The organism is Micromonospora sp. WMMD980 (assembly GCF_029626035.1).
Taxonomy (GTDB): Bacteria; Actinomycetota; Actinomycetes; order Mycobacteriales; family Micromonosporaceae; genus Micromonospora.
Map to the genome: position 1 here is coordinate 6,406,817 of NZ_JARUBE010000003.1, position 19,209 is coordinate 6,426,025.

Here is a 19,209-nt window from a genome sequence, read left to right on the forward strand (position 1 = left end):
GGCTCGTTTCCGCATTCCTGCCAGCCGCCGCTAGCGTGTGCTCCGTGAACCTCACGACCACCTCACCTTCGGCTGTCGGGTCGGCCCGGTGATCGGCTCTCCGGCGCCCGCCGCGACGCTCGTCAACGGTGGCGAGGTTGCCGGCGACAACCCGATCTTCGGTCGCAAGCTCAGCCGGGAAGAGGGGTTGGGGCACCCTCGGCTCGCCGAGTTCTGGCACGTCGTCGACCTGATCCTGGAGCAGGACGACCTCGTGCGCCGGCACCTCTACGGAGCGGTGGCGGAGTAGCCACGCGATCAGCTCTTGCGGCCTGGCACCAGCCTGGTCAGCTCAATCGTGATCGGGAACGGCACCGCTGTGCGTAGCTCGTGCCGATGGATTCCGGCCGGCGCGTACGAGCGAGTGGGCCCGTCGAGCTCGTACGCGTGAACCGCCGGTGATCCGTCCTCGTCCTCGACCCGCCAGTAATTGGCGATACCCGCCTCCGCGTACTTGCGCAGCTTGACGCTGCGGTCCCGGTGCGCGGACTCCGGTGAGACCACCTCAACGACCAGGAGTGTCTCCTCGGGCGTGTAGAAGGTGCGGGACGGGTCGTAGGGCGCCGTCGTGGCAAGGAGATCGGGCTCGGGGCGGTTCCATCTGTCGAGCCGGATTGTGATTTCCCGGTCGACCTCGATGCCTGGCGGCGCCTGGTCCGTCAGAGAGTTCACCAGTGCGGTGACCATCCGGGCGTGCCAGACCCGCTGGGGGGACATCATGAAGACGAGCGCTCCATCGATGAGTTCGGTGTGCCGCGGCGCTTCGGCCAACTGGTCCAGGTCCTCGGAATACCAGCCCTCAGGGCGAGGTGGCCGCATCCACTCGGGCACCGCAGTCATGACCTCACGGTAGCACCAGGTAACGGGTCTGACCTGCGCGCGTACACCGTCGGTGCGGACGTCGTCCGGGTCGAGCCGCATCGATGTGGGTATCAGAGTGCGGCACCGTAACAGGCGGTGGGTTGCGCGAGAAGCTTGGCGTGACGGACGACATGTACGGGCACGTCGTCGAGACCGACGGCGCCGTGGTGCGGTTCATGCTCGGCGGCCGTGGAGATGCCGAGACCGTCGACAACGTCGACGCGCACATCTACCTCGCCGACGGTAGCCACCGGTACGCCACCTTCTTCACCCTCGGCGCCGTGCAGGAGGTCCTGACCCGGCATGCCCGCACCGGAGAGACAGGCGGTGGTCGTTACTTCTGGTGTTCGGATCAGGTGAGGAAACCTAGGCGGTCCGGGGCCGATCAGAGATCTTGGTACGAACACGTGCACCCGCCGGTACCCGTGCGTACCAAGATCTGCTGAGTCGTTGTCGACATCAGGTCTACAGGCGCACGGACCGCCACCCCGCGTCGGCGTAACTGCAGGGAACAAGGCTCGTGGCATCACGATGGCGTCGGCATGGTTGCTGCTCAAGCGGGCCTGATGCGCGGATCCGCCAAAGTGTGGTGCCATAGTGATGCCATGAAGGCTTGCCGCGGTGCCATGCTGTGTGCCACAGTAGTGCCATGGACTTGACCTCGTATGTGAGCAACCTCGGGCGGGAGTTCGCCGCGCTCGCCGAAGCCGGTGGTGAGGAGTCGCGTGCGCTGGTCGAGCGCCTGACCGGGCCGCTGGAGTCGGCGATCCGGATGACCCTGCTGGACGCGTTGTCGGCCGCCGCCGACGAGATCACCCGGGAGTTGGCCCCGGGCTCGGTCGAGCTGCGACTGCGGGGCCGCGACCCCGAGTTCGTGGTGACCGTGCCGCCCACCGAGCCGCTCCTCGCCACGCCCGAGGCCGGCGTGGCGTCCGACATCGACCTGCCGGTCACCGAGGACGGCCCGGTCGCCCGGATCAACGTCCGCATGCCCGAGCCGCTCAAGGCCGCGGTCGAGGTGGCCGCGGCCGCCGAGGGGCGGTCGGTGAACGCCTGGCTGGTCCGGGCCGCCGCCGCCGGCCTGCGGGGCGCCGACCGGGAGCCTCGTCCCGAGCCACCCCACATCGGGGCGCGGTCCCAGCGGCGGTTCACCGGCTGGGTGCGCTGACCGCGCCGCGCCGCACCACTTCTCCTCTCACGTCCCCCTGACCTGCGGGGACGACCCACCCACCCAGGATGCGGGGACAACCATGCCTGTTTTCGACACGCCCGAATCGATCTCCGTCACGATGGATCTCGGTATCGCCTCGGTGCGGATCGCCGCGAGCGACCGCGCCGACACCGTGGTCGAGGTCCGCCCGAGCAACGGCGACGACGAGTCCGACGTGCAGGCCGCCGCGCAGGTACGCGTCGACTACACCGACGGCACGCTCCAGGTCACCGGCCCGAGGCGTGCCTTCGACTTCTCGAAGAAGAGCAGGTCGGTGGAGGTCTCCATCGAGCTGCCGACCGACTCCCGGCTGGCCGCGCACCTGCTGATGGGCGACGTGGTGGCCGCCGGTCGGCTCGGCGAGACCCGGGTCAAGACGACCGGGAACGTCCGGCTGGAGCTGACCGGGCCGCTGCGCCTGCACACCGGCGTCGGCCGCGTCACCGTCGACGGCGTCACCGGCGACGCGGAGATCTCCACCGGCTCCGGCACCGTCCAGATCGGCCGGGTCGAGGGCACCCTGGCGGTCAAGAACTCCAACGGCGACACCACTATCGACGCGGCCACCGGCGACGTACGGGTCCGCAACGCCAACGGCGCCATCGAGGTGGCCCGCGCCGGCGCGGGCGTGGACGCGAAGACCTCCAACGGCGGTATCCGCGTCGCCGAGGTGGTACGCGGCTCGGTGGTGCTCGGCACGGCCATGGGCGACCTGGACATCGGTGTCGCCCAGGGCACCGCCGCGTGGCTGGAGGTCAACACCGGCTTCGGCCAGGTGCGCAACCTCCTGGAGAGCACCGCCCGGCCCGACGGTGCCGAGCAGACCGTCGAGGTGCGCGGCCGCACCTCCTACGGCGACATCACCGTCCACCGGTCCTGAGGGAGAGCGACCATGACCACGAATCAGATCTCGGTCACCGGGCTCCGGAAGTCGTTCGGCGACCACGTCGTGCTCGACGGCATCGACCTGCGCGTACCCGGGGGAACGGTCTTCTCGCTGCTCGGCGCGAACGGCGCGGGGAAGACCACCACCCGGATCCTGTCCACCCTGCTCGCCGCCGACGCCGGCGAGGTGCGGGTGGCCGGGCGCGACCTGGCCCGCGAGCCGGACGCGGTGCGCGCCGCGATCGGCGTCACCGGGCAGTTCTCCGCGGTGGACAAGCTGCTCACCGGCGCGGAGAACCTGCGGCTGATGGCCGACCTGCACCACCTGTCCCGGAACGAGGGCCGGCGGCGGACCGCCGGGCTGCTCGAACGGTTCGGCCTCACCGAGGCGGCCGGCAAGCCGGCGTCGACCTACTCCGGTGGCATGCTGCGCCGGCTCGACCTGGCGATGACGCTGGTCGGTGACCCGCGCGTGATCTTCCTGGACGAGCCGACCACCGGGCTCGACCCGCGCAGCCGCCGCGACATGTGGCAGATCGTCCGCGACCTGGTGGCCGGTGGCGTCACCATCTTCCTGACCACCCAGTACCTGGAGGAGGCGGACGAGCTGGCCGACCGGATCGCGGTCCTGGACCGCGGCCGGGTGGTCGCCGAGGGCACGCCCGACGAGCTGAAGCGCCGCATCCCCGGCGGGCACGTCCGGTTGCGGTTCGCCGACCCGCAGGCCCTCGAAGCGGCCGTACGGGTGCTCGACCGGGCCACCCGCGACACCGACGCGCTCGCCCTGCGGGTGCCCGGCGACGGCAGCCTGCGCTCGCTACGGGCGCTGATCGGCCAGCTCGACGACCGGGGCGTCGAGGTCGACGAGCTGTCCGTGCACACCCCCGACCTCGACGACGTCTTCCTCGCCCTCACCGGCGACCCCAGCCACGGGAAGGTGACCGCGCGATGAGCATCCCGGTCCAGGCCGAACTGCGTTTCCACCCGTTGCGCGACTCGGTGACGATGCTGCGCCGCAACCTCCGGCGCATGCTGCGCTACCCGTCGATGACCGTGATGCTCGTCGGGATGCCCGTGGTGTTCCTGCTGCTCTTCGTCTACGTGCTGGGCGGCACGCTGGGCGCCGGGTTGGCGTCCGGCGGTGGGCGCGCCGAATATGCCAACTACGTGGCGCCGGCGATCATCCTGATGACCGTGGCGGCCACGGTCCAGGGGACCGCCATCTCGATCGCCATGGACATGACCGAGGGCATCATCGCCCGGTTCCGCACCATGCACATCGCCCGGGTCTCGGTGCTGACCGGCCACGTGCTCGGCAGCATGATCCAGGCGGCGATCAGCCTGGCCGTGGTGATCGGCGTGGCGTTGCTTGTCGGCTTCCGACCCACCGCCGGTCCGGCCGGCTGGTTCGGCGCGGTCGGCCTGCTCGCGGCGGTCACGTTCGCGCTGGTCTGGCTGGCCGTCGCGCTGGGCCAGGTGAGCGAGAGCGTGGAGACCGCGAGCAACCTGCCGATGCCGCTGATCCTGGTGCCGTTCCTCGGCAGCGGGTTCGTGCCCACCGACTCGATGCCCGCCGGGCTGCGCTGGTTCGCCGAGTACCAGCCGTTCACCCCGATCATCGAGAGCCTGCGCGGCCTGCTGATGGCGCAGCCGATCGGCGACGACGGCTGGGTCGCGCTCGGCTGGTGCGCCGCCATCGCGCTCGGCGGGTATCTCTGGTCCCGGCGACTGTTCAACCGCGAGTCGCGGTAGCGCCCGGCGCTCACCCCCGGTCCGCGTCAGCGGATCCGGGGGCTGCGCCGTTCGATGAGCGTGACGTCCCGCCAGACGCCGTGGTGGCGCCCGATCCGCTCCCGGGTGCCGACCACCCGGAACCCGCGGGCCGCGTGCAGGGCCAGGCTGGCGGCGTTCTCCGGGAACACGCCGGACTGGATGGTCCAGACGCCTGCCGCCTCGGTGGAGGCGATCAGCGCGTCCAGCAGCGCGCCGCCGACACCACGCCCGCGCGCCTCCGGGTGCACGTAGACGGAGTGCTCGACCACCCCGGCGTAGACGCAGCGGTCGGAAACCGCCGAGCAGGCCACCCAGCCGAGCAGCCGCCCGGTCGGGTCGAGCGCCACCCACCGGTGGCCGGGCATCCGGGCCGAGGCGAACCGCTCCCAGCCGGGCGGCTCGGTCTCGAACGTGGCGTTGCCCTCGGCGATGCCCAGGCGGTAGATCTCCAGCACGGCGTCGGCGTGCGCGTCGTCCATCGCGGCAATGGTCACGGTCATCGACGGGAACGTTATCCGAGCCGGTAGACGGAGATGTGCGCGCGGCTCTCCGCGTCGAACGGGGTGCGGTCCCAGTCGGCGTACCGGTCGGCGAGGCGCAGGCCGGCCCGCTCCGCCATCTCGTCGATCTGCTCCGGCCAGGCGTAGCGCATCGCGAACGGCTGCAGGTGTACGCCGCCGGCGTCGAACGTGATCGTCTGCCGCAGGAACGTCTGTGCCGCCCGGTCGTACCGGTGCATCCGGATGGTCGCCGAGTCCTCGGTCACCTCCCGGACCTGGACCTGCTCGTCCCGGTCGAAGTCGGCCGGGTCCGGCACGAACGCCTCGATGACGAACGCCCCGCCCGGGGCCAGCACCCGGGCGACGTTGCGGAAGCACGCCGCCTGGCGCTCCGCGTCGACCAGGTTGAACAGCGTGTTGAACACCAGGAGGACCAGCCGGTACGGCCCGGACACCGGAACGTCGGCCATGTCGCCGATGGTGACCGGCAGGTACTCGCCGCCCGGCTTGGCGCGCAGCTTCGCCACCATCTCCGGGGACGCCTCCACGCCTTCCACGGTGAGGCCGCGGGCGGCCAACGGCAGGGCCACCCGGCCGGTGCCGACGGCCAGTTCGAGCACCGGGCCGCCGTCGGCCAGGGGCGCGAGGAAGTCGACGGCCGGTGCGGGGTCGGGGTTGCCGGGGCTGTCGTAGGTGGCGGCCCAGAGTCGGCCGAAGTGGCCGGGATCGTCGAAGACTGACATCACGCCAGCAGACCAGCGACCGTCCGGGGTGGACAACCGGATTACCGGGCCCGCAGGGCGTCGTCCACACCGGTCTCCCGGCGGCCGAGGTGCACCGGGTCGCGGCGGGACAGCACGTCGAACGCGGCCTTCACGCCGGCGCCGTACTCCCGGGTGGTGCTGATGCGCCACTGCTCGGCGAACCGGCGGACGGTGTCGTCACCGACGCCGTTGGTCTCGATGCCGACCTCCCGGCAGAGCGCCACCGCGCGGGGCAGGTGGAACGTCTGGGTGACCACGGTGGCCCGCCGCACGCCGAAGATGCGCCGGGCCCGCGCGCACGAGTCGTAGGTGTCGAAGCCGGCGTGATCGAGCACGATCTTCTCGGCCGGCACGCCCCGCTCGACCAGCCAGCGGCGCATCGCGTCCGGCTCGTCGTAGTCCCAGTCCATGTGGTCGCCGGAGACCAGCACCACCTTGACCTTGCCGGCCGCGAACAGTTGTCGCGCGATCTCCAGCCGGGCGGCCAGGAACGGCGACGGCGTGCCGTCGGCCTCCACCTTGGCGCCGAGCACCAGCGCCACCGGCGCGTCCGGCACGTCGGCGGCGGTGAACACGTGCCCGGCGGCGTCGCCGCGGATCCAGGCCACGCTGGCCGCGGTCACCGCGGCCAGCACCACCATGCCGGCCGCGGCGACCAGGACGAGTCGGCGGAGCAGGCGTACGGCCCGCCGGTGTGTGGCGCGCCAGGCGCACCAGCGTGCGATCAACCCCCGCATGGCGGCGATTGTGCCAGCCCGGTCAGGAGATGTGGTGCAGGATCACGTTGTGCACGTGGTGGGCCTTGTCCGCGCCCCGGAACTCCACCTCGTAGGAGTGCGCGCCGACGTGCACGGCGATCGCTCCGGTGGAGAAGAAGGAGCCACCCCAGGACTTGTTGCTCACCACGCTCACGCTGGTGACCTTCGGGTACGGGATGCTCGTGATGGCGTACTTCTTGCCGACGAACGAGCGGTCCTGGATGATCACCCGCCGGTCGGTCAGGCCGATGAAGCCGGTACCGGTGCCGATCGCGTCGTAGACGGCGATGATCTGTTCACCGGGCAGCAGGCCGCTCTGGATCTGCTGGAACTGTTCCTTGCGGTCGTACGTGGGGCCAGACATGTCCTCGACGGTAGGACAGCCGCGCCAGCGCTCAGTGCTCGGTGACGGCGCGGACCGCGTCCTCGATGCGGGCCGCGAGCAGAACCTCACCCTCGGTGAGTGGTTCGCCGTCGTCGTGTCCGAGCCGGATCTGGGTCCGGTCGGCCCGGCGGCTGATCTCGGGGCGCAGGCGCAGCGCGTCGGCCACCACGGCCACCCGCTCGGTGAGCGCGGCGTGCTGGGTGTCGTCGAGGACGAGCGTGCGGCGGATCTGCTCACCCTCCCGCGTCCATCCGGACAGCAGGGCGAGCGCGTCACTGAGGTAGTCGTGCTTCGCCCGGCTGCTGAACAGCACGCGCATCACCGCACCTCCCAGGCGTCGTTGCCGGCTTGTGGCCAAATCGTCGCCATCCCGTGTCCCAGTCGACGCCCTCTAGTCTGTCGTCGCACAGATGGTGTGTCCACGCCCACACTTCCGTGTTCTGTTGGCCTGATGGCCGACTCAGTTACCCAAACCGCCGATTGATCTGGCACGCTGGTGGCCCGTGCGGACCGAACGGTTTAGCGAGAGTGGGCAGGCCGACCGGCGGGAGCCGAGGGTGGTCGTCGGAGCGGCGATCATCGTGGCCGGCCGGGTCCTCGCCTGCGAGCGCTCGGCGCCCCCCGAGGTGGCCGGGCGCTGGGAGTTCCCCGGCGGCAAGGTCGAGCCGGGCGAGACCGAGACCGACGCGCTGGCCCGCGAGTGCGCCGAGGAGTTGGGCGTCCGGGTCGAGGTCGGCGCCCGGGTCGGCCGGGACGTGCGGATGGCCCACGGCCGCTCCGTCCTGCGGGTCTACGCGGCCCGCCTGCTCCACGGCGACCAGCCGGAGGCCCTGGAACACGCCGAGCTGCGCTGGCTCTCCGCCGCCGAGCTGGACAGCGTCGACTGGCTGCCGGCCGACGTGCCGATCGTCCCCGCGCTGCGCCCGCTGCTCGCCGGATCCTGAGCCGCGCCGGCCGGGCTCGTCGTCCCCCGCCGCGAACCGCCGGTCGGGTCCGCCCGGGTCGAGGCCGCGCCGGACCGGACCGGCGCCGAACCGGACAGCCGGCCGGAAACGGGACGGGGGCCGGCGGCGTGTGCCGCTGGCCCCCGTCATCGTCGTGTCGCTGCTCAGTGCTTCGGCTCGTCCTGCTGCGGGTGGGCGAAGTTGAGGTGCTCGGCCGGCAGCGGGAACTCCACGTCGTCGCCGAACGGCGACGGCGCGGCGGCCCGGTCGAACGTCAGTTCGGTCAGCGGCAGCTTGCCACTGGCGTCGACCGCCGGCGCCGTCGGGTGCGGCACCTCCCGCTGCCAGTTGACGCCCTGCTGGGCCTGGCGCTCGGCGCCGCTGTCGTGCGAGCCGCCGGCGTGCGAGTGCACCCCGCCGTGGGCCGCGCCGCTGGTCACCGCACCGCTGGAATGCCCGCTGGTCGCGCTGGTCTGAGGCACCTGACCCCTCCGGAAGATCTTGTTACCGAGCCACACAAGGGGATCGTACCTGCGGTCGACGACCCGCTCCTTCATGGGGATGATCCCGTTGTCGGTGATCTTGATGTGCTCGGGGCAGACCTCGGTGCAGCACTTGGTGATGTTGCAGAAGCCGAGACCCATCTCGGACTGCGCGTACTCCTTGCGGTCGGTGCGCGCGTCGAGCGGGTGCATGTCCAGCTCCGAGGCCCGGATGAAGAACCGGGGGCCGGAGAACGCCTGCTTGTTCTCGTCGTGGTCACGGATCACGTGGCAGACGTTCTGGCACAGGAAGCACTCGATGCACTTGCGGAACTCCTGCGACCGCTCCACGTCGATCTGCTGCATCCGGTAGTCGCCGGGCGCCACGTCGGCCGGCGGCGCGAACGCCGGAGTCTCCCGGGCCTTCTCGTAGTTGAACGAGACGTCGGTGACCAGATCCCGGATCACCGGGAAGGTGCGCAGCGGGGTGACCGTGACGGTCTCCGCCTCCTCGAACGTCGACATCCGCGTCATGCAGCCCAGCCGCGGCTTGCCGTTGATCTCCATCGAGCAGGAGCCGCACTTGCCGGCCTTGCAGTTCCACCGGCACGCCAGGTCCGGCGCCTCGGTGGCCTGGAGGCGGTGGATGACGTCGAGGACGACCTCGCCCTCGTTCACCTCGACCGTGTAGTCCTGCAGGTCGCCGCCGGTCTCGTCGCCCCGCCAGATGCGGAACTGCCGCTTGCTTCCCATCAGTTGCTCGCCTCCTCGGTGAGGGCGTCGAACTCGGCGAGTTCCTCATCGGTCAGGTACTTGGACAGCTCGGCCCGGTCGAAGAGCCCGATCAGCTTCGGGCGCATCTTCGGCAGCGGCTTGTGGGTCAGCCGGACGGCGTCGCCGTCCAGCGCGCAGACCAGGTTGACCCGCCGCCACTTCGGGTCCATCGCCGGGTAGTCCTCCCGGGTGTGCCCGCCGCGCGACTCCTGCCGCTCCAGCGCCGCCTTCGCGGTGCACTCCGACACCACGAGCATGTTGCGCAGGTCGAGCGCCAGGTGCCAGCCCGGGTTGTAGCGCCGTCCGCCGACCGCGCTCACCTTCGCCACCCGCTCCCGCAGCTCGGCCAGCCGGCCGAGCGCGTCGGCCAGCTCGCCCTCCCGGCGGATGATGCCGACCAGGTCGCCCATCACCACCTGGAGGTCCTGCTGGAGCTGGTAGGGGCTCTCGCCGGTGTCACGCTGCAACGGCGCCAGCGCCGTCTCCACCGCGGCCTCCACCGCCGCCACCGACACCGCCGGGCGTGCACCGAGCTGATCGGCGTACGTCGCCGCGTGGCCGCCCGCCCGCTTGCCGAAGACCAGCAGGTCGGACAGGGAGTTGCCGCCGAGCCGGTTGGAGCCGTGCATGCCACCGGAGACCTCGCCGGCGGCGAAGAGCCCGCGTACCGTGCCCGCCGCCGCGCCGGAGTCGGGGTCCACCTCGACGCCGCCCATCACGTAGTGGCAGGTCGGGCCGACCTCCATCGGTTCCTTCGTGATGTCGACGTCGGCCAACTCCTTGAACTGGTGGTACATCGAGGGCAGTCGGCGCCGGATCTCCTCCGCCGACTTCCGGGACGCGATGTCCAGGTACACGCCGCCGGCCGGCGTACCCCGACCGGCCTTGACCTCGCTGTTGATCGCCCGGGCGACCTCGTCGCGGGGCAGCAGTTCCGGCGGACGCCGGTTGTTGTCCGGGTCGGTGTACCAGCGGTCCGCCTCCTCCTCCGTCTCCGCGTACTGCTTGCGGAAGACGTCGGGGACGTAGTCGAACATGAACCGCTTGCCCTCGGAGTTCTTCAGCACGCCGCCGTCACCGCGCACCGACTCGGTGACCAGGATGCCCTTCACCGAGGGTGGCCAGACCATGCCGGTCGGGTGGAACTGGAGGAACTCCATGTTGATCAGCGTGGCCCCGGCGCGCAGCGCCAGCGCGTGCCCGTCCCCGGTGTACTCCCAGGAGTTCGAGGTGACCTTGTAGGACCGGCCGACACCGCCGGTGGCCAGCACCACGGCCGGCGCCTCGAAGAGGATGAACTCGCCGGACTCCCGGTAGTAGCCGAACGCGCCGGCCACCCGGTCGCCGTCCAGCAGCAGCTCGGTGATCGTGGTCTCGGAGAAGACCCGGATCCGCGCGTCGTAGCTGCCGAACTCGCGCTTGTCCTCCTGCTGGAGGGAGACGATCTTCTGCTGGAGCGTGCGGATCAGCTCCAGGCCGGTCCGGTCACCGACGTGCGCCAGGCGCGGATACTCGTGGCCGCCGAAGTTGCGCTGCGAGATCTTGCCGTCCTTGGTCCGGTCGAAGAGCGCACCGTACGTCTCCAGCTCCCAGATCCGCTGCGGTGACTCCTTCGCGTGCAGCTCGGCCATCCGGAAGTTGTTGAGGAACTTGCCGCCGCGCATGGTGTCCCGGAAGTGCACCTGCCAGTTGTCCCGCGAGTTCACGTTGCCCATCGCGGCGGCGGCGCCGCCCTCGGCCATCACCGTGTGCGCCTTGCCGAACAGCGACTTCGAGATGATCGCGGTCTTCTTGCCGGCCAGCCGGGCCTCGATCGCCGCGCGCAGACCGGCGCCGCCGGCCCCGATCACGACGACGTCGTAGTGGTGTCGTTCGATTCGCGTTTCAGTCATGTCAGGGGCCCTCAGTTGATGAACCGCAGGTCGTTGAACCAGCCGGCGGCGATCGCCATCACGTAGAAGTCGGTGAACGCCAGGGTGCCCAGCGTGATCCAGGCGAGCTGCATGTGCCGGACGTTCAGCCAGGACACGCCGGTCCACGCCTTGTATCGCACCGGGTGCTTGGAGAAGTGCTTGAGCCGGCCGCCGATGATGTGCCGGCAGGAGTGGCAGGAGATCGTGTACGCCCAGAGCATCACCACGTTGACCAGCAGGATGACGTTGCCCAGGCCGAAGCCGAAGCCCTCCGGGGAGTGGAAGGCGTAGATCGCGTCCCAGGTGTTGATCAGCGAGATGATCGCGGCGGCGTAGAAGAAGTAACGGTGCAGGTTCTGCCCGAGCAGCGGGAAGCGGGTCTCCCCGCTGTAGCTGTCGTGGCCGTCCGGCACCGCGCAGGCCGGCGGCGACAGCCAGAACGACCGGTAGTAGGCCTTGCGGTAGTAGTAGCAGGTCAGCCGGAACAGCAGCAGGAACGGCAGGGTCAGCGCCGCATCCGGGATGATCCACCAACCGGGCAGGAAGCTGCCGAAGTGCGAGGCGCCCTCGACACACCGCTCGGTGACGCAGGGGGAGTAGAACGGCGTCAGGTAGTGGTATTGATCCACCCAGTACCACTTGTGCATGAACACCCGGACGGTCGCGTAGATGACCCAGGCGCTCAGCCCGACCACGGTGACCAGCGGTGCGAGCCACCAGCGGTCGGTCCGCAACGTCTTCGCCGCGATGGCGGCACGCGCCCGCGCTCCCCGCGGTCTCGTTGCCGTTGATGTCATACGAGTCATCTCCCTGACGTCACTGTCACGTCCTGCGCACGCGTGGGACCACGCCGTTGAACCGGCGCGGCTAAGTGACACACGTTACGCCGATCTTCACGGCCCGGCCGCGCAACGCAGTGTCCCGTGTGTCCCGCCTGTTGGAAAGACCCGGATCATGATCAATATGGTTGTGTCGGCGGTCGGCGCGCCGACCGGTCGCCGGCACGGGCCGACCGGTCAGCCGGACGCGCCGCCGGTGAAGTTCCACGAGGACAGTCGCACCGCCGGCGCCTCCCACCAGGACCCGTCGGACCGGTCCGGCTGACGCACCGGCGACCGGCCCAGGCCGAGTACCCGCCCCGGGCCCAACGCGCGCGGATAGGACTCGGTGAACCGGAAGTCGCGCACCGCCCGGACCGGCACACCGTCCTCGATCAGCCAGACGCCGTTGCGGGTCAGCCCGGTGACCACCAACTGCTTCGGATCCAGCACCCGCGTGTACCAGAAGTCGCTGACCAGCAACCCACGCCGCACGCCGGCGACCAGGGTGGCGGTGTCCGGGTCGCCCACCGCGCCGGTCACCCCCGCGCCCACCGCCCCGGCCGGACCGCCGGCGGTCACCCGCGCCGCCCGGTCCGCCGGCAGCAGGCGCACGTTGCGCGGGATCGGGCCGAAGGTCGACCCGCCGGGCATGCCGTGCCCGGTGGACCCGACACCCGCCTCGGCGCCGCTGCGCCGGTCGTGTGCCACCGCGCCGGTGGTGCCCGCCGTCACCAGGGGCAGCGCCCGTCGGGCCGTGCCCTCCAGGTCGAACGGCAGTGTCGAGCCGTGCAGCGGGTCGTCCACGAGCGTCACCGCCGGGTCGAACTGGACCGTGCCCGGCTCGGCGAAGGACTGGCGTTCGGCGTGCCGCTTGCCGTTGAAGCCGTACCAGGCGAGGTTCTGGAGCAGGTCGGCCCCCGCGGCCGGTTCGAGCACCACCTCGTAGCGCCCCGGCGGCAGCTCGACCGGGTCGGCGGCGGCGCGTGCCTTGGCCGCCGCGCGGGCGCCGAGCGCGGCGCCGTCCAGGTCGGTGAGGCGGTCGGCGCAGTGCCGGGCCACCCCGTCCGCGCCGCCGGCGCGGGCGATGCCGTCCATGGCCGCCTCGGCGGCCCGCCCCACCGTCGAGTGCCCGGCCGAGTTGGCGAACGCGCCGGACCGGTAGGACGTGCGGCAGTAGCCGGCCGCCTCCAACCCCTCGACCGCGTCCACGAACGCGCGCACCCGGGCGGCCCGTTCGTCCGGCGACGCGAACGCGGTCGCCTCGTCGAGCGCCGGGCCGGGCGGCACCGGAGCCGGCGTGGTGAGCCCCGGCCAGGCCGGGTCCGGCGGGACCAGCCGGGCCGCCACCCGGGTCCGCTCGACCAGCGCGGCCAGCCCCTCCGGGTCGACCTGGCTGCCGCCGCCGGTGGCCGTCCGGCCGTCGACGTGCAGCCGGAGCTGCACGGCGGTGCCGGACTCGGCCACGTTCTGGTGGATGAACGAGTTGGCGAACCGGGTCAGGGCCAGGTCGGAGTGGGTCACCACCACCTCCGCCTCGGCGGCCGCGCCGGCCGCGCGCCGGACCAGCTCCACCACGCGGGCCGCGAGATCCCGTTCGTCGCTTCGCTCGTTCACGCGTGCACCCCCACGCGAACGCCGCGGAACCGGGCCGGCGCGGCTGGGTGGCCGGTGTGCCCGATCTGGCCCGGCTGCCCCTTGCCGCAGTTGGGGGTGCCCCAGGCGACCGTCTCCGAGGAGAGCATGTCCATCGAGCGCCAGAAGACCGGGCCGATCCCGGTGTAGGTCGGGTTGCGCAGCATCCGGCCCCGCCGGCCGTTGCGTATCTCCCAACCGACCTCGCAGCCGAACTGGAAGTTCAGCCGCTTGTCGTCGATCGACCAGGAGCGGTTGATGTCCATCAGCACCCCGTCGTCGGTGGCCGCGATGATCTCGTCGAGAGTGTGCGGGCCCGGTTCCAGGCCCACGTTCGTCATCCGCACCATCGGCAGCCGGGCCCAGCCGTCCGCGCGGACGCTCCCGCCGTAGCCCAGGCCGGCGACGGCGGCCGAATCCCGGCCGGCGAGCACACCGACCCACCGCCCCTCGCGGACTGCGTCCCGGGCGACCGCCGGGGAGCCCTCGTCGTCGAAGCCGAAGCTGCCCAGCGCTCCCGGGATGGTCGGGTCGATGGTCACGTTCATCAGCTCGGAGCCGTAGCGCAGCGAGCCGAGGCGGGCCAGGTCGAGCCAGGAGGTGCCGGCGAAGGCCGCCTCCCAGCCGAGGATGCGGTCCAGCTCGATGGCGTGCCCGACCGACTCGTGGATCTGCAGCGCGAGCTGCTCGCCGCCGAGGATCAGGTCGGTCTCGCCGGCCGGGCACTCCGCTGCGGTGAGCAGCTCCCGCGACTCCTCGGCGACCCGGGCGGCGTGCGCGGCCAGGTCGAGCGAGGTGACCAGCTCCCAACCGGTGGTGCCGTACTGCCCGCGGTAGCTCGGGTAGGACCGCCGCTGCGTCTCGCCGTCGCCGATCGAGGTGGCCGAGATGCCGCCGCCGCACTCCCGGATGCGCTGGTCGATCCGGTGGCCCTCGCTGGAGACGAACCACTTGGTGGTGTCCCAGATCTGGTAGAGCCCCTCGGCCAGGTCGGCGCCGTGCTCGCGCATCGTGGCGGTGGCGCCGACCAGCAGGTCGCCCTTGTCCGACAGCGGCACCCCGAGCGGATCGACGGCGCAGTCGGAGGCCCAGCTCGCCACCGCCGCGTCGACCGGCACCAGGTCGATCGGCGGGCCCGGGACCCGCGCGCTCGCCCGTGCGATCGCCGCGGCGCGCCGCCCGGCGTCGCGGGCCGCGGCGTCGGACAGCTCGGGTACGGCGTGGAAGCCCCAGCCGGAGCCGACCAGGGCGCGCACCCCCAGGCCGACGCTCTCGTGCTGGGTCAGCTCCTCGACGTCGCCGTTGCGCGCCGACATCGACTCGTAGCGCCGGTGCATCACCCGCGCGTCCGCGTAGCGGGCTCCCGCGTCGAGGGCGGCCTGGACGGCGGCGGTGGCCGCGTCGAATCCCATGCGCCCGACCATAGGCGAGCGCACCGACATCCGTCAGTCGAGCAGATCCTCCGGCCGGATCGCGACCCGGACGGGATCCGTCAGCTCCAGCGTCTCGCCCGCCTTGGTGACGGACCGCTCGACATAGTGTGCGCCCCGCCGTTGGTACAGGTGCATCGTCAGGGACTCCTGGTCGACGAGGAGGTACCACTCGATGCCGGCGGCCGCGTAGTAGTGCATCTTGAGCACCTTGTCGGTGGCGGCGTTGCTGGGGGAGATGATTTCGCAGACCAACCGGACACTGCTCGCCTCGATCACCGGAACGCAGAGGTCGACGTCTTCGACGATGGCGAGGTCCGGGATCGGGATCCGACCGGGCCTGAGCCGGACGCTTACCGCTTCCAGCACGCGGAGCCCGGCTTGGCGTACCGGTGTCCGTAGGGCGGCGCGCAGCTCGCCGGAGATGTTCTGATGCCGTGGGGTGGGACCTGGGGTCACGCAGAGGCTCCAGTCGAAGAGTTCGACGCGTTCCTGCGTCTCGCCGAGGGCGAGGTACTCCTCTTCTGTCCACGGGCCGTCGTGGCCGAACACCGCCGTGGTCATGGCTACCTCTCTCATGTCGGCGGGAATCGTCCCTTGGTCACCACGACCATGGTCGCACCTTGGGTGCGACGACGGGGCGGTGACGCCTAGTCGCGATGGTGAATGTCCCAGGTGACGGACTGCGGGTCGGAAACCCAGTCGTTACGCTCTGACCGCTGACAGCCCGAGTTTTGTAGCTTATTTTCGCCTCCAGAGGTTTCCTGTAGGTTCCCTACATCACCGAGGAGGAGGCGGTCATGGGCAGGTCGGAGGCGGTGCCGTCCGGGGAGCCGGACCGCTCGGAGGTGCCGGAGCAGCGCTCCGGCGAAGCGCCCTATCTCCAGGTCAGGGACCTGCGGGTGCGCTTCGAGACCGAGGACGGCGTGGTCAGGGCCGTGGACGGGGTGTCGTTCGCCGTCGAGCGTGGCCGCACGCTGGGGATCGTGGGGGAGTCGGGTTCCGGTAAGAGCGTGACGTCGTTGGCGATCCTCGGTCTGCATCACTCGAAGCGGGCGTCGATCACCGGGGAGATCGCGGTGGGTGGTCGTCAGCTCGTCGGCCTGCCCGACGAGGAGGTGCGGCGGCTGCGCGGTCGGGACATGGCGATGATCTTCCAGGATCCGTTGTCGGCGTTGCACCCGTACTACACGGTCGGGAAGCAGATCGCGGAGGCGTACCGGGTGCACCATCCGAGGGTCGGGAAGCGGGAGGCGCGCACCCGGGCGGTGGACATGCTGAACCGGGTCGGCATCCCGCAGCCGGCGAAGCGGTTCGAGCAGTACCCGCACGAGTTCTCGGGTGGGATGCGGCAGCGGGCGATGATCGCGATGGCGCTGGTCAACGACCCCGACCTGCTGATCGCCGACGAGCCGACCACGGCGTTGGACGTGACCGTGCAGGCGCAGATCCTGGACCTGCTCAGCGACCTCCAAGAGGAGTTCCGCTCGGCGATCATCCTGATCACCCACGACCTGGGCGTGGTCAGCCAGGTGGCCGACGACGTGCTCGTCATGTACGGCGGTCGGGCGGTGGAGCACGGCAGCGTGACGCAGGTGTTGCGGCGGCCGCAGCATCCGTACACCTGGGGGTTGTTGTCGTCGGTGCCCTCGCTGCACGGCGACGCGGACGCGGACCTGGTGCCGATCCCCGGTAACCCGCCGTCGCTGATCAACCTGCCGTCGGGGTGCGCGTTCCATCCCCGCTGCCGTTACGCCGACGTCAACGGCGACCGCTCCCGCACGGAGGTGCCCGAGCTGCGCGCCGCCGGCCAGCCGGGGCACCGGGTGGCGTGTCACCTGTCCGCCGAGGAGCGCACCCGCCTCTCCCGGCAGGACGTCGCCCGGACGGGAGTGGCCCGATGAACGCCGACCCGAGCGCGGGCCAGCCGGCCGCGACCGAGGCGTCGCCCGCGGCGTCGTCGGAGGCCGAGCCGCTGCTGCGTGTGCGCGGGTTGACCAAGCACTTCCCGGTGCGTGAGGGCTTCCGCGCCAGGGGGGCGGTGCGGGCGGTCGACGGGCTGGACTTCGACGTGCGCCCCGGCGAGACCCTCGGCCTGGTCGGGGAGTCCGGCTGCGGTAAGACCACCACCGGGCGGATGCTGGTCCGGCTGCTGGAACCCACCGCCGGCAGCATCACCTTCGCCGGCCGCGACATCACCCACGCCGGCCGCCGGGACCTACGCGCCCTGCGCCAGGACCTGCAAATCATCTTCCAGGACCCCTACGCCTCGCTGAACCCCCGCCACACCGTCGGACGGATCGTGGCCATGCCGTTGCAGGTCAACAACATCAGCCCACCCGGCGGGATCAAACGCCGCGTGCAGGAGTTGCTGGAGTTGGTCGGGCTCAACCCCGAGCACTACAACCGCTACCCCCACGAGTTCTCCGGCGGGCAACGCCAACGCATCGGCATCGCCCGCGCCCTCGCGTTGAAGCCGAAGCTCATCGTCGCCGACGAACCCGTCTCCGCGTTGGACGTCTCCATCCAGGCCCAGGTCATCAACCTGCTACGCGACCTGCAACGCGACCTCGACCTGGCGTTCGTGTTCATCGCCCACGACCTTGCCGTCATCCGCCACTTCTGCCACCGCGTCGCCGTCATGTACCTCGGCAAAATCGTCGAGATCGGCGACCGCGACACCATCTACACCCACCCGCAACACCCCTACACCCGAGCCCTGCTCTCGGCCATCCCCGACGTCACCACCCTCGGCCCCGCCGGCCGCATCCGCCTCACCGGCGACGTCCCCACCCCGCTCAACCCACCGTCCGGCTGCCGCTTCCGCACCCGCTGCTGGAAAGCCACCGACCACTGCGCCACCGAAGAACCCACCCTCACCACCCGCGACGGCGGCACCCAACACACCGCCTGCCACCACCCGGAGAACGGGCCCGCTGACGCCGGTGCGCCCGCGACGGTCGGCGGCGACGCCGTCCAACCGGCGGGGGTCGGCGGCGGCGACAACCCGCAACTGAAGGAGGTGGCGGAATGAGTCTCTCCCCGGTCGAGGGCGTAGCGCTCGCGGAGATCGAGTCCCCCGGTGAGGGGGACGAGCGCCGGAACAAGGAGTTCGTCGGTCGCTCACCCGGTCAGCTCGCGCTGGCGCGGCTCCGGCGGGACCGCACCGCCATGGTCAGCGGCGCGTTGCTCGTCTTCTTCGTGCTGGTCGCGCTGGCCGTGCCGCTGATCCAGGCGCTGTACGGGGTGGGCCCGAAGGAGCAGTTCCAGAGCCGCCTCGACGGCTACGGCATGCCGTTGGGCTACGCCGGCGGCGTCACCGGCGAGCACTGGTTCGGCCTGGAGCCCGGTCTGGGCCGGGACATCTTCATCCGGATGGTGCACGGCCTGCGGACGTCGTTGTTCATCGCGTTCGCCGCCGCCGTGCTGACCGCGGTGATCGGCGTGACGCTGGGTACGCTCGCCGGCTACCTCGGCGGCTGGCTGGACTCGGTGATCAACTGGATCACCGACCTGACCCTGGCCATGCCGTTCCTGATCATCGCGCTGGCGCTGATGCCGACCGTCGCGCTGCGCTTCTACGGCCAGCGGGAGGCCGTCCCGGCGTACTTCCAGATCGGTGTGCTCATCGCGATCTTCGCGCTGTTCGGCTGGACCAGCACGGCCCGGCTGGTGCGCGGTCAGATCATCGCGTTGCGCGAGCGCGAGTTCGTGGAGGCGGCCCGGGCCAGCGGCGCCGGGTTGGGGCACATGCTGTTCCGCCAGTTGCTGCCGAACGTCTGGGCGCCGATCCTGGTGGCCTTCTCGCTCGCGGTTCCGCAATACATCACCAGCGAGGCGGCGCTGTCGTTCATCGGCGTCGGCCTGACGGATGAGACGCCGAGCTTCGGGCGGATGATCTACCGCAGCCTCGACTACCTGCAGACCGATCCGTCGTACGTGTTCTTCCCCGGCATCACGATCTTCGCGCTCGTGCTCGCCTTCAACCTCTTCGGCGACGCGCTGCGCGACGCGCTCGACCCGAAGTCGTCCCGGTAG

22 protein-coding genes are annotated in these 19,209 nt (G+C 71.1%); 10 read left to right on the plus strand and 12 right to left on the minus strand.

The genetic code is table 11. The features are described 5' to 3' along the window. Nucleotides 1–88 precede the first annotated feature (88 nt). Nucleotides 89–289, plus strand: a complete 201-nt coding sequence (locus O7618_RS30385; RefSeq protein ID WP_278109563.1) for a hypothetical protein — start codon at nucleotides 89–91, stop codon at nucleotides 287–289. Between the two features lie 8 nt (nucleotides 290–297). On the opposite strand, the gene O7618_RS30390 is transcribed toward O7618_RS30385, so the two are convergent. Then, a complete protein-coding gene (locus O7618_RS30390) occupies nucleotides 298–879 on the minus strand; it encodes a Uma2 family endonuclease (protein WP_278109564.1) in 582 nt (193 codons plus the stop codon). An 83-nt stretch (nucleotides 880–962) separates the two neighbouring features. Here O7618_RS30390 and O7618_RS30395 point away from each other — a divergent pair, with 83 nt between their 5' ends. From O7618_RS30395 to O7618_RS30415, 5 genes are all read left to right on the plus strand, one after another. Continuing rightward, nucleotides 963–1,346, plus strand: coding sequence for a hypothetical protein (locus O7618_RS30395; protein ID WP_278109565.1), 384 nt, complete (start codon nucleotides 963–965; stop codon nucleotides 1,344–1,346). Between the two features lie 203 nt (nucleotides 1,347–1,549). Then, complete coding sequence (locus O7618_RS30400; protein ID WP_278109566.1) at nucleotides 1,550–2,068, plus strand: toxin-antitoxin system HicB family antitoxin; 519 nt, start codon at nucleotides 1,550–1,552, stop codon at nucleotides 2,066–2,068. 82 nt (nucleotides 2,069–2,150) lie between these two features. Further along, on the plus strand, nucleotides 2,151–2,990 hold the full coding sequence (locus tag O7618_RS30405; protein WP_278109567.1) for a DUF4097 family beta strand repeat-containing protein: 840 nt from the start codon (nucleotides 2,151–2,153) through the stop codon (nucleotides 2,988–2,990). 12 nt (nucleotides 2,991–3,002) lie between these two features. After that, nucleotides 3,003–3,947, plus strand: a complete 945-nt coding sequence (locus tag O7618_RS30410) for an ATP-binding cassette domain-containing protein (RefSeq protein ID WP_278109568.1) — start codon at nucleotides 3,003–3,005, stop codon at nucleotides 3,945–3,947. Further along, nucleotides 3,944–4,747, plus strand: coding sequence for an ABC transporter permease (locus O7618_RS30415; RefSeq protein WP_278109569.1), 804 nt, complete (start codon nucleotides 3,944–3,946; stop codon nucleotides 4,745–4,747). The genes O7618_RS30410 and O7618_RS30415 overlap by 4 nt, the downstream gene beginning before the upstream one ends. Before the next feature lie 26 nt (nucleotides 4,748–4,773). On the opposite strand, the gene O7618_RS30420 is transcribed toward O7618_RS30415, so the two are convergent. From O7618_RS30420 to O7618_RS30440, 5 genes are read right to left on the minus strand one after another with little or no spacing between them, the layout of a single operon-like run. Further along, nucleotides 4,774–5,268 carry a GNAT family N-acetyltransferase gene (locus O7618_RS30420; protein ID WP_278109570.1) on the minus strand — a complete coding sequence of 165 codons (495 nt, stop codon included), beginning with the start codon at nucleotides 5,266–5,268 and terminating at the stop codon, nucleotides 4,774–4,776. An 11-nt stretch (nucleotides 5,269–5,279) separates the two neighbouring features. Further along, entirely contained in the window at nucleotides 5,280–6,011 is a 732-nt protein-coding gene (locus O7618_RS30425) for a class I SAM-dependent methyltransferase (RefSeq protein WP_278109571.1), read from the minus strand. Between the two features lie 41 nt (nucleotides 6,012–6,052). Further along, entirely contained in the window at nucleotides 6,053–6,769 is a 717-nt protein-coding gene (locus tag O7618_RS30430; protein ID WP_278109572.1) for an ElyC/SanA/YdcF family protein, read from the minus strand. Nucleotides 6,770–6,791: 22 nt separating this feature from the next. Further along, the gene (locus O7618_RS30435) at nucleotides 6,792–7,154 is read right to left on the minus strand and encodes a PH domain-containing protein (RefSeq protein ID WP_278109573.1); all 363 of its coding nucleotides are present in this window, start codon (nucleotides 7,152–7,154) and stop codon (nucleotides 6,792–6,794) included. A 31-nt stretch (nucleotides 7,155–7,185) separates the two neighbouring features. Then, the gene (locus O7618_RS30440) at nucleotides 7,186–7,494 is read right to left on the minus strand and encodes a 4a-hydroxytetrahydrobiopterin dehydratase (protein ID WP_091071967.1); all 309 of its coding nucleotides are present in this window, start codon (nucleotides 7,492–7,494) and stop codon (nucleotides 7,186–7,188) included. Nucleotides 7,495–7,678: 184 nt separating this feature from the next. Between O7618_RS30440 and O7618_RS30445 the strand changes: the two genes are divergently transcribed. Then, the gene (locus O7618_RS30445) at nucleotides 7,679–8,119 is read left to right on the plus strand and encodes a (deoxy)nucleoside triphosphate pyrophosphohydrolase (RefSeq protein ID WP_278109574.1); all 441 of its coding nucleotides are present in this window, start codon (nucleotides 7,679–7,681) and stop codon (nucleotides 8,117–8,119) included. 164 nt (nucleotides 8,120–8,283) lie between these two features. Here the strand turns inward: O7618_RS30445 and O7618_RS30450 are convergent, their stop codons facing one another. The 6 genes from O7618_RS30450 to O7618_RS30475 form a co-directional block, all read right to left on the minus strand. Beyond that, nucleotides 8,284–9,354, minus strand: a complete 1,071-nt coding sequence (locus O7618_RS30450) for a succinate dehydrogenase/fumarate reductase iron-sulfur subunit (protein ID WP_278109576.1) — start codon at nucleotides 9,352–9,354, stop codon at nucleotides 8,284–8,286. After that, nucleotides 9,354–11,267, minus strand: a complete 1,914-nt coding sequence (locus tag O7618_RS30455; RefSeq protein ID WP_278109577.1) for a fumarate reductase/succinate dehydrogenase flavoprotein subunit — start codon at nucleotides 11,265–11,267, stop codon at nucleotides 9,354–9,356. Before O7618_RS30455 ends, O7618_RS30450 begins: the two co-directional genes overlap by 1 nt. A gap of 11 nt (nucleotides 11,268–11,278) precedes the next feature. After that, nucleotides 11,279–12,085: a hypothetical protein gene (locus O7618_RS30460; RefSeq protein ID WP_278109578.1), complete on the minus strand. Its 807-nt coding sequence runs from the start codon at nucleotides 12,083–12,085 to the stop codon at nucleotides 11,279–11,281. A gap of 219 nt (nucleotides 12,086–12,304) precedes the next feature. Next, entirely contained in the window at nucleotides 12,305–13,723 is a 1,419-nt protein-coding gene (locus O7618_RS30465; RefSeq protein ID WP_278109579.1) for a metallopeptidase TldD-related protein, read from the minus strand. Continuing rightward, entirely contained in the window at nucleotides 13,720–15,153 is a 1,434-nt protein-coding gene (locus O7618_RS30470; RefSeq protein ID WP_278109580.1) for a TldD/PmbA family protein, read from the minus strand. Before O7618_RS30470 ends, O7618_RS30465 begins: the two co-directional genes overlap by 4 nt. Before the next feature lie 33 nt (nucleotides 15,154–15,186). After that, nucleotides 15,187–15,735 carry a Uma2 family endonuclease gene (locus O7618_RS30475; RefSeq protein WP_278109581.1) on the minus strand — a complete coding sequence of 183 codons (549 nt, stop codon included), beginning with the start codon at nucleotides 15,733–15,735 and terminating at the stop codon, nucleotides 15,187–15,189. Between the two features lie 236 nt (nucleotides 15,736–15,971). On the opposite strand from O7618_RS30475, the gene O7618_RS30480 reads away from it, so the two are divergent. The 3 genes from O7618_RS30480 to O7618_RS30490 are packed head-to-tail and all read left to right on the plus strand — an operon-like array spanning nucleotide 15,972 to nucleotide 19,209. Beyond that, a complete protein-coding gene (locus O7618_RS30480) occupies nucleotides 15,972–17,075 on the plus strand; it encodes an ABC transporter ATP-binding protein (RefSeq protein WP_278109582.1) in 1,104 nt (367 codons plus the stop codon). After that, complete coding sequence (locus tag O7618_RS30485) at nucleotides 17,072–18,205, plus strand: dipeptide ABC transporter ATP-binding protein (RefSeq protein ID WP_278109583.1); 1,134 nt, start codon at nucleotides 17,072–17,074, stop codon at nucleotides 18,203–18,205. The genes O7618_RS30480 and O7618_RS30485 overlap by 4 nt, the downstream gene beginning before the upstream one ends. Further along, entirely contained in the window at nucleotides 18,202–19,209 is a 1,008-nt protein-coding gene (locus tag O7618_RS30490) for an ABC transporter permease (RefSeq protein ID WP_278109584.1), read from the plus strand. Before O7618_RS30485 ends, O7618_RS30490 begins: the two co-directional genes overlap by 4 nt.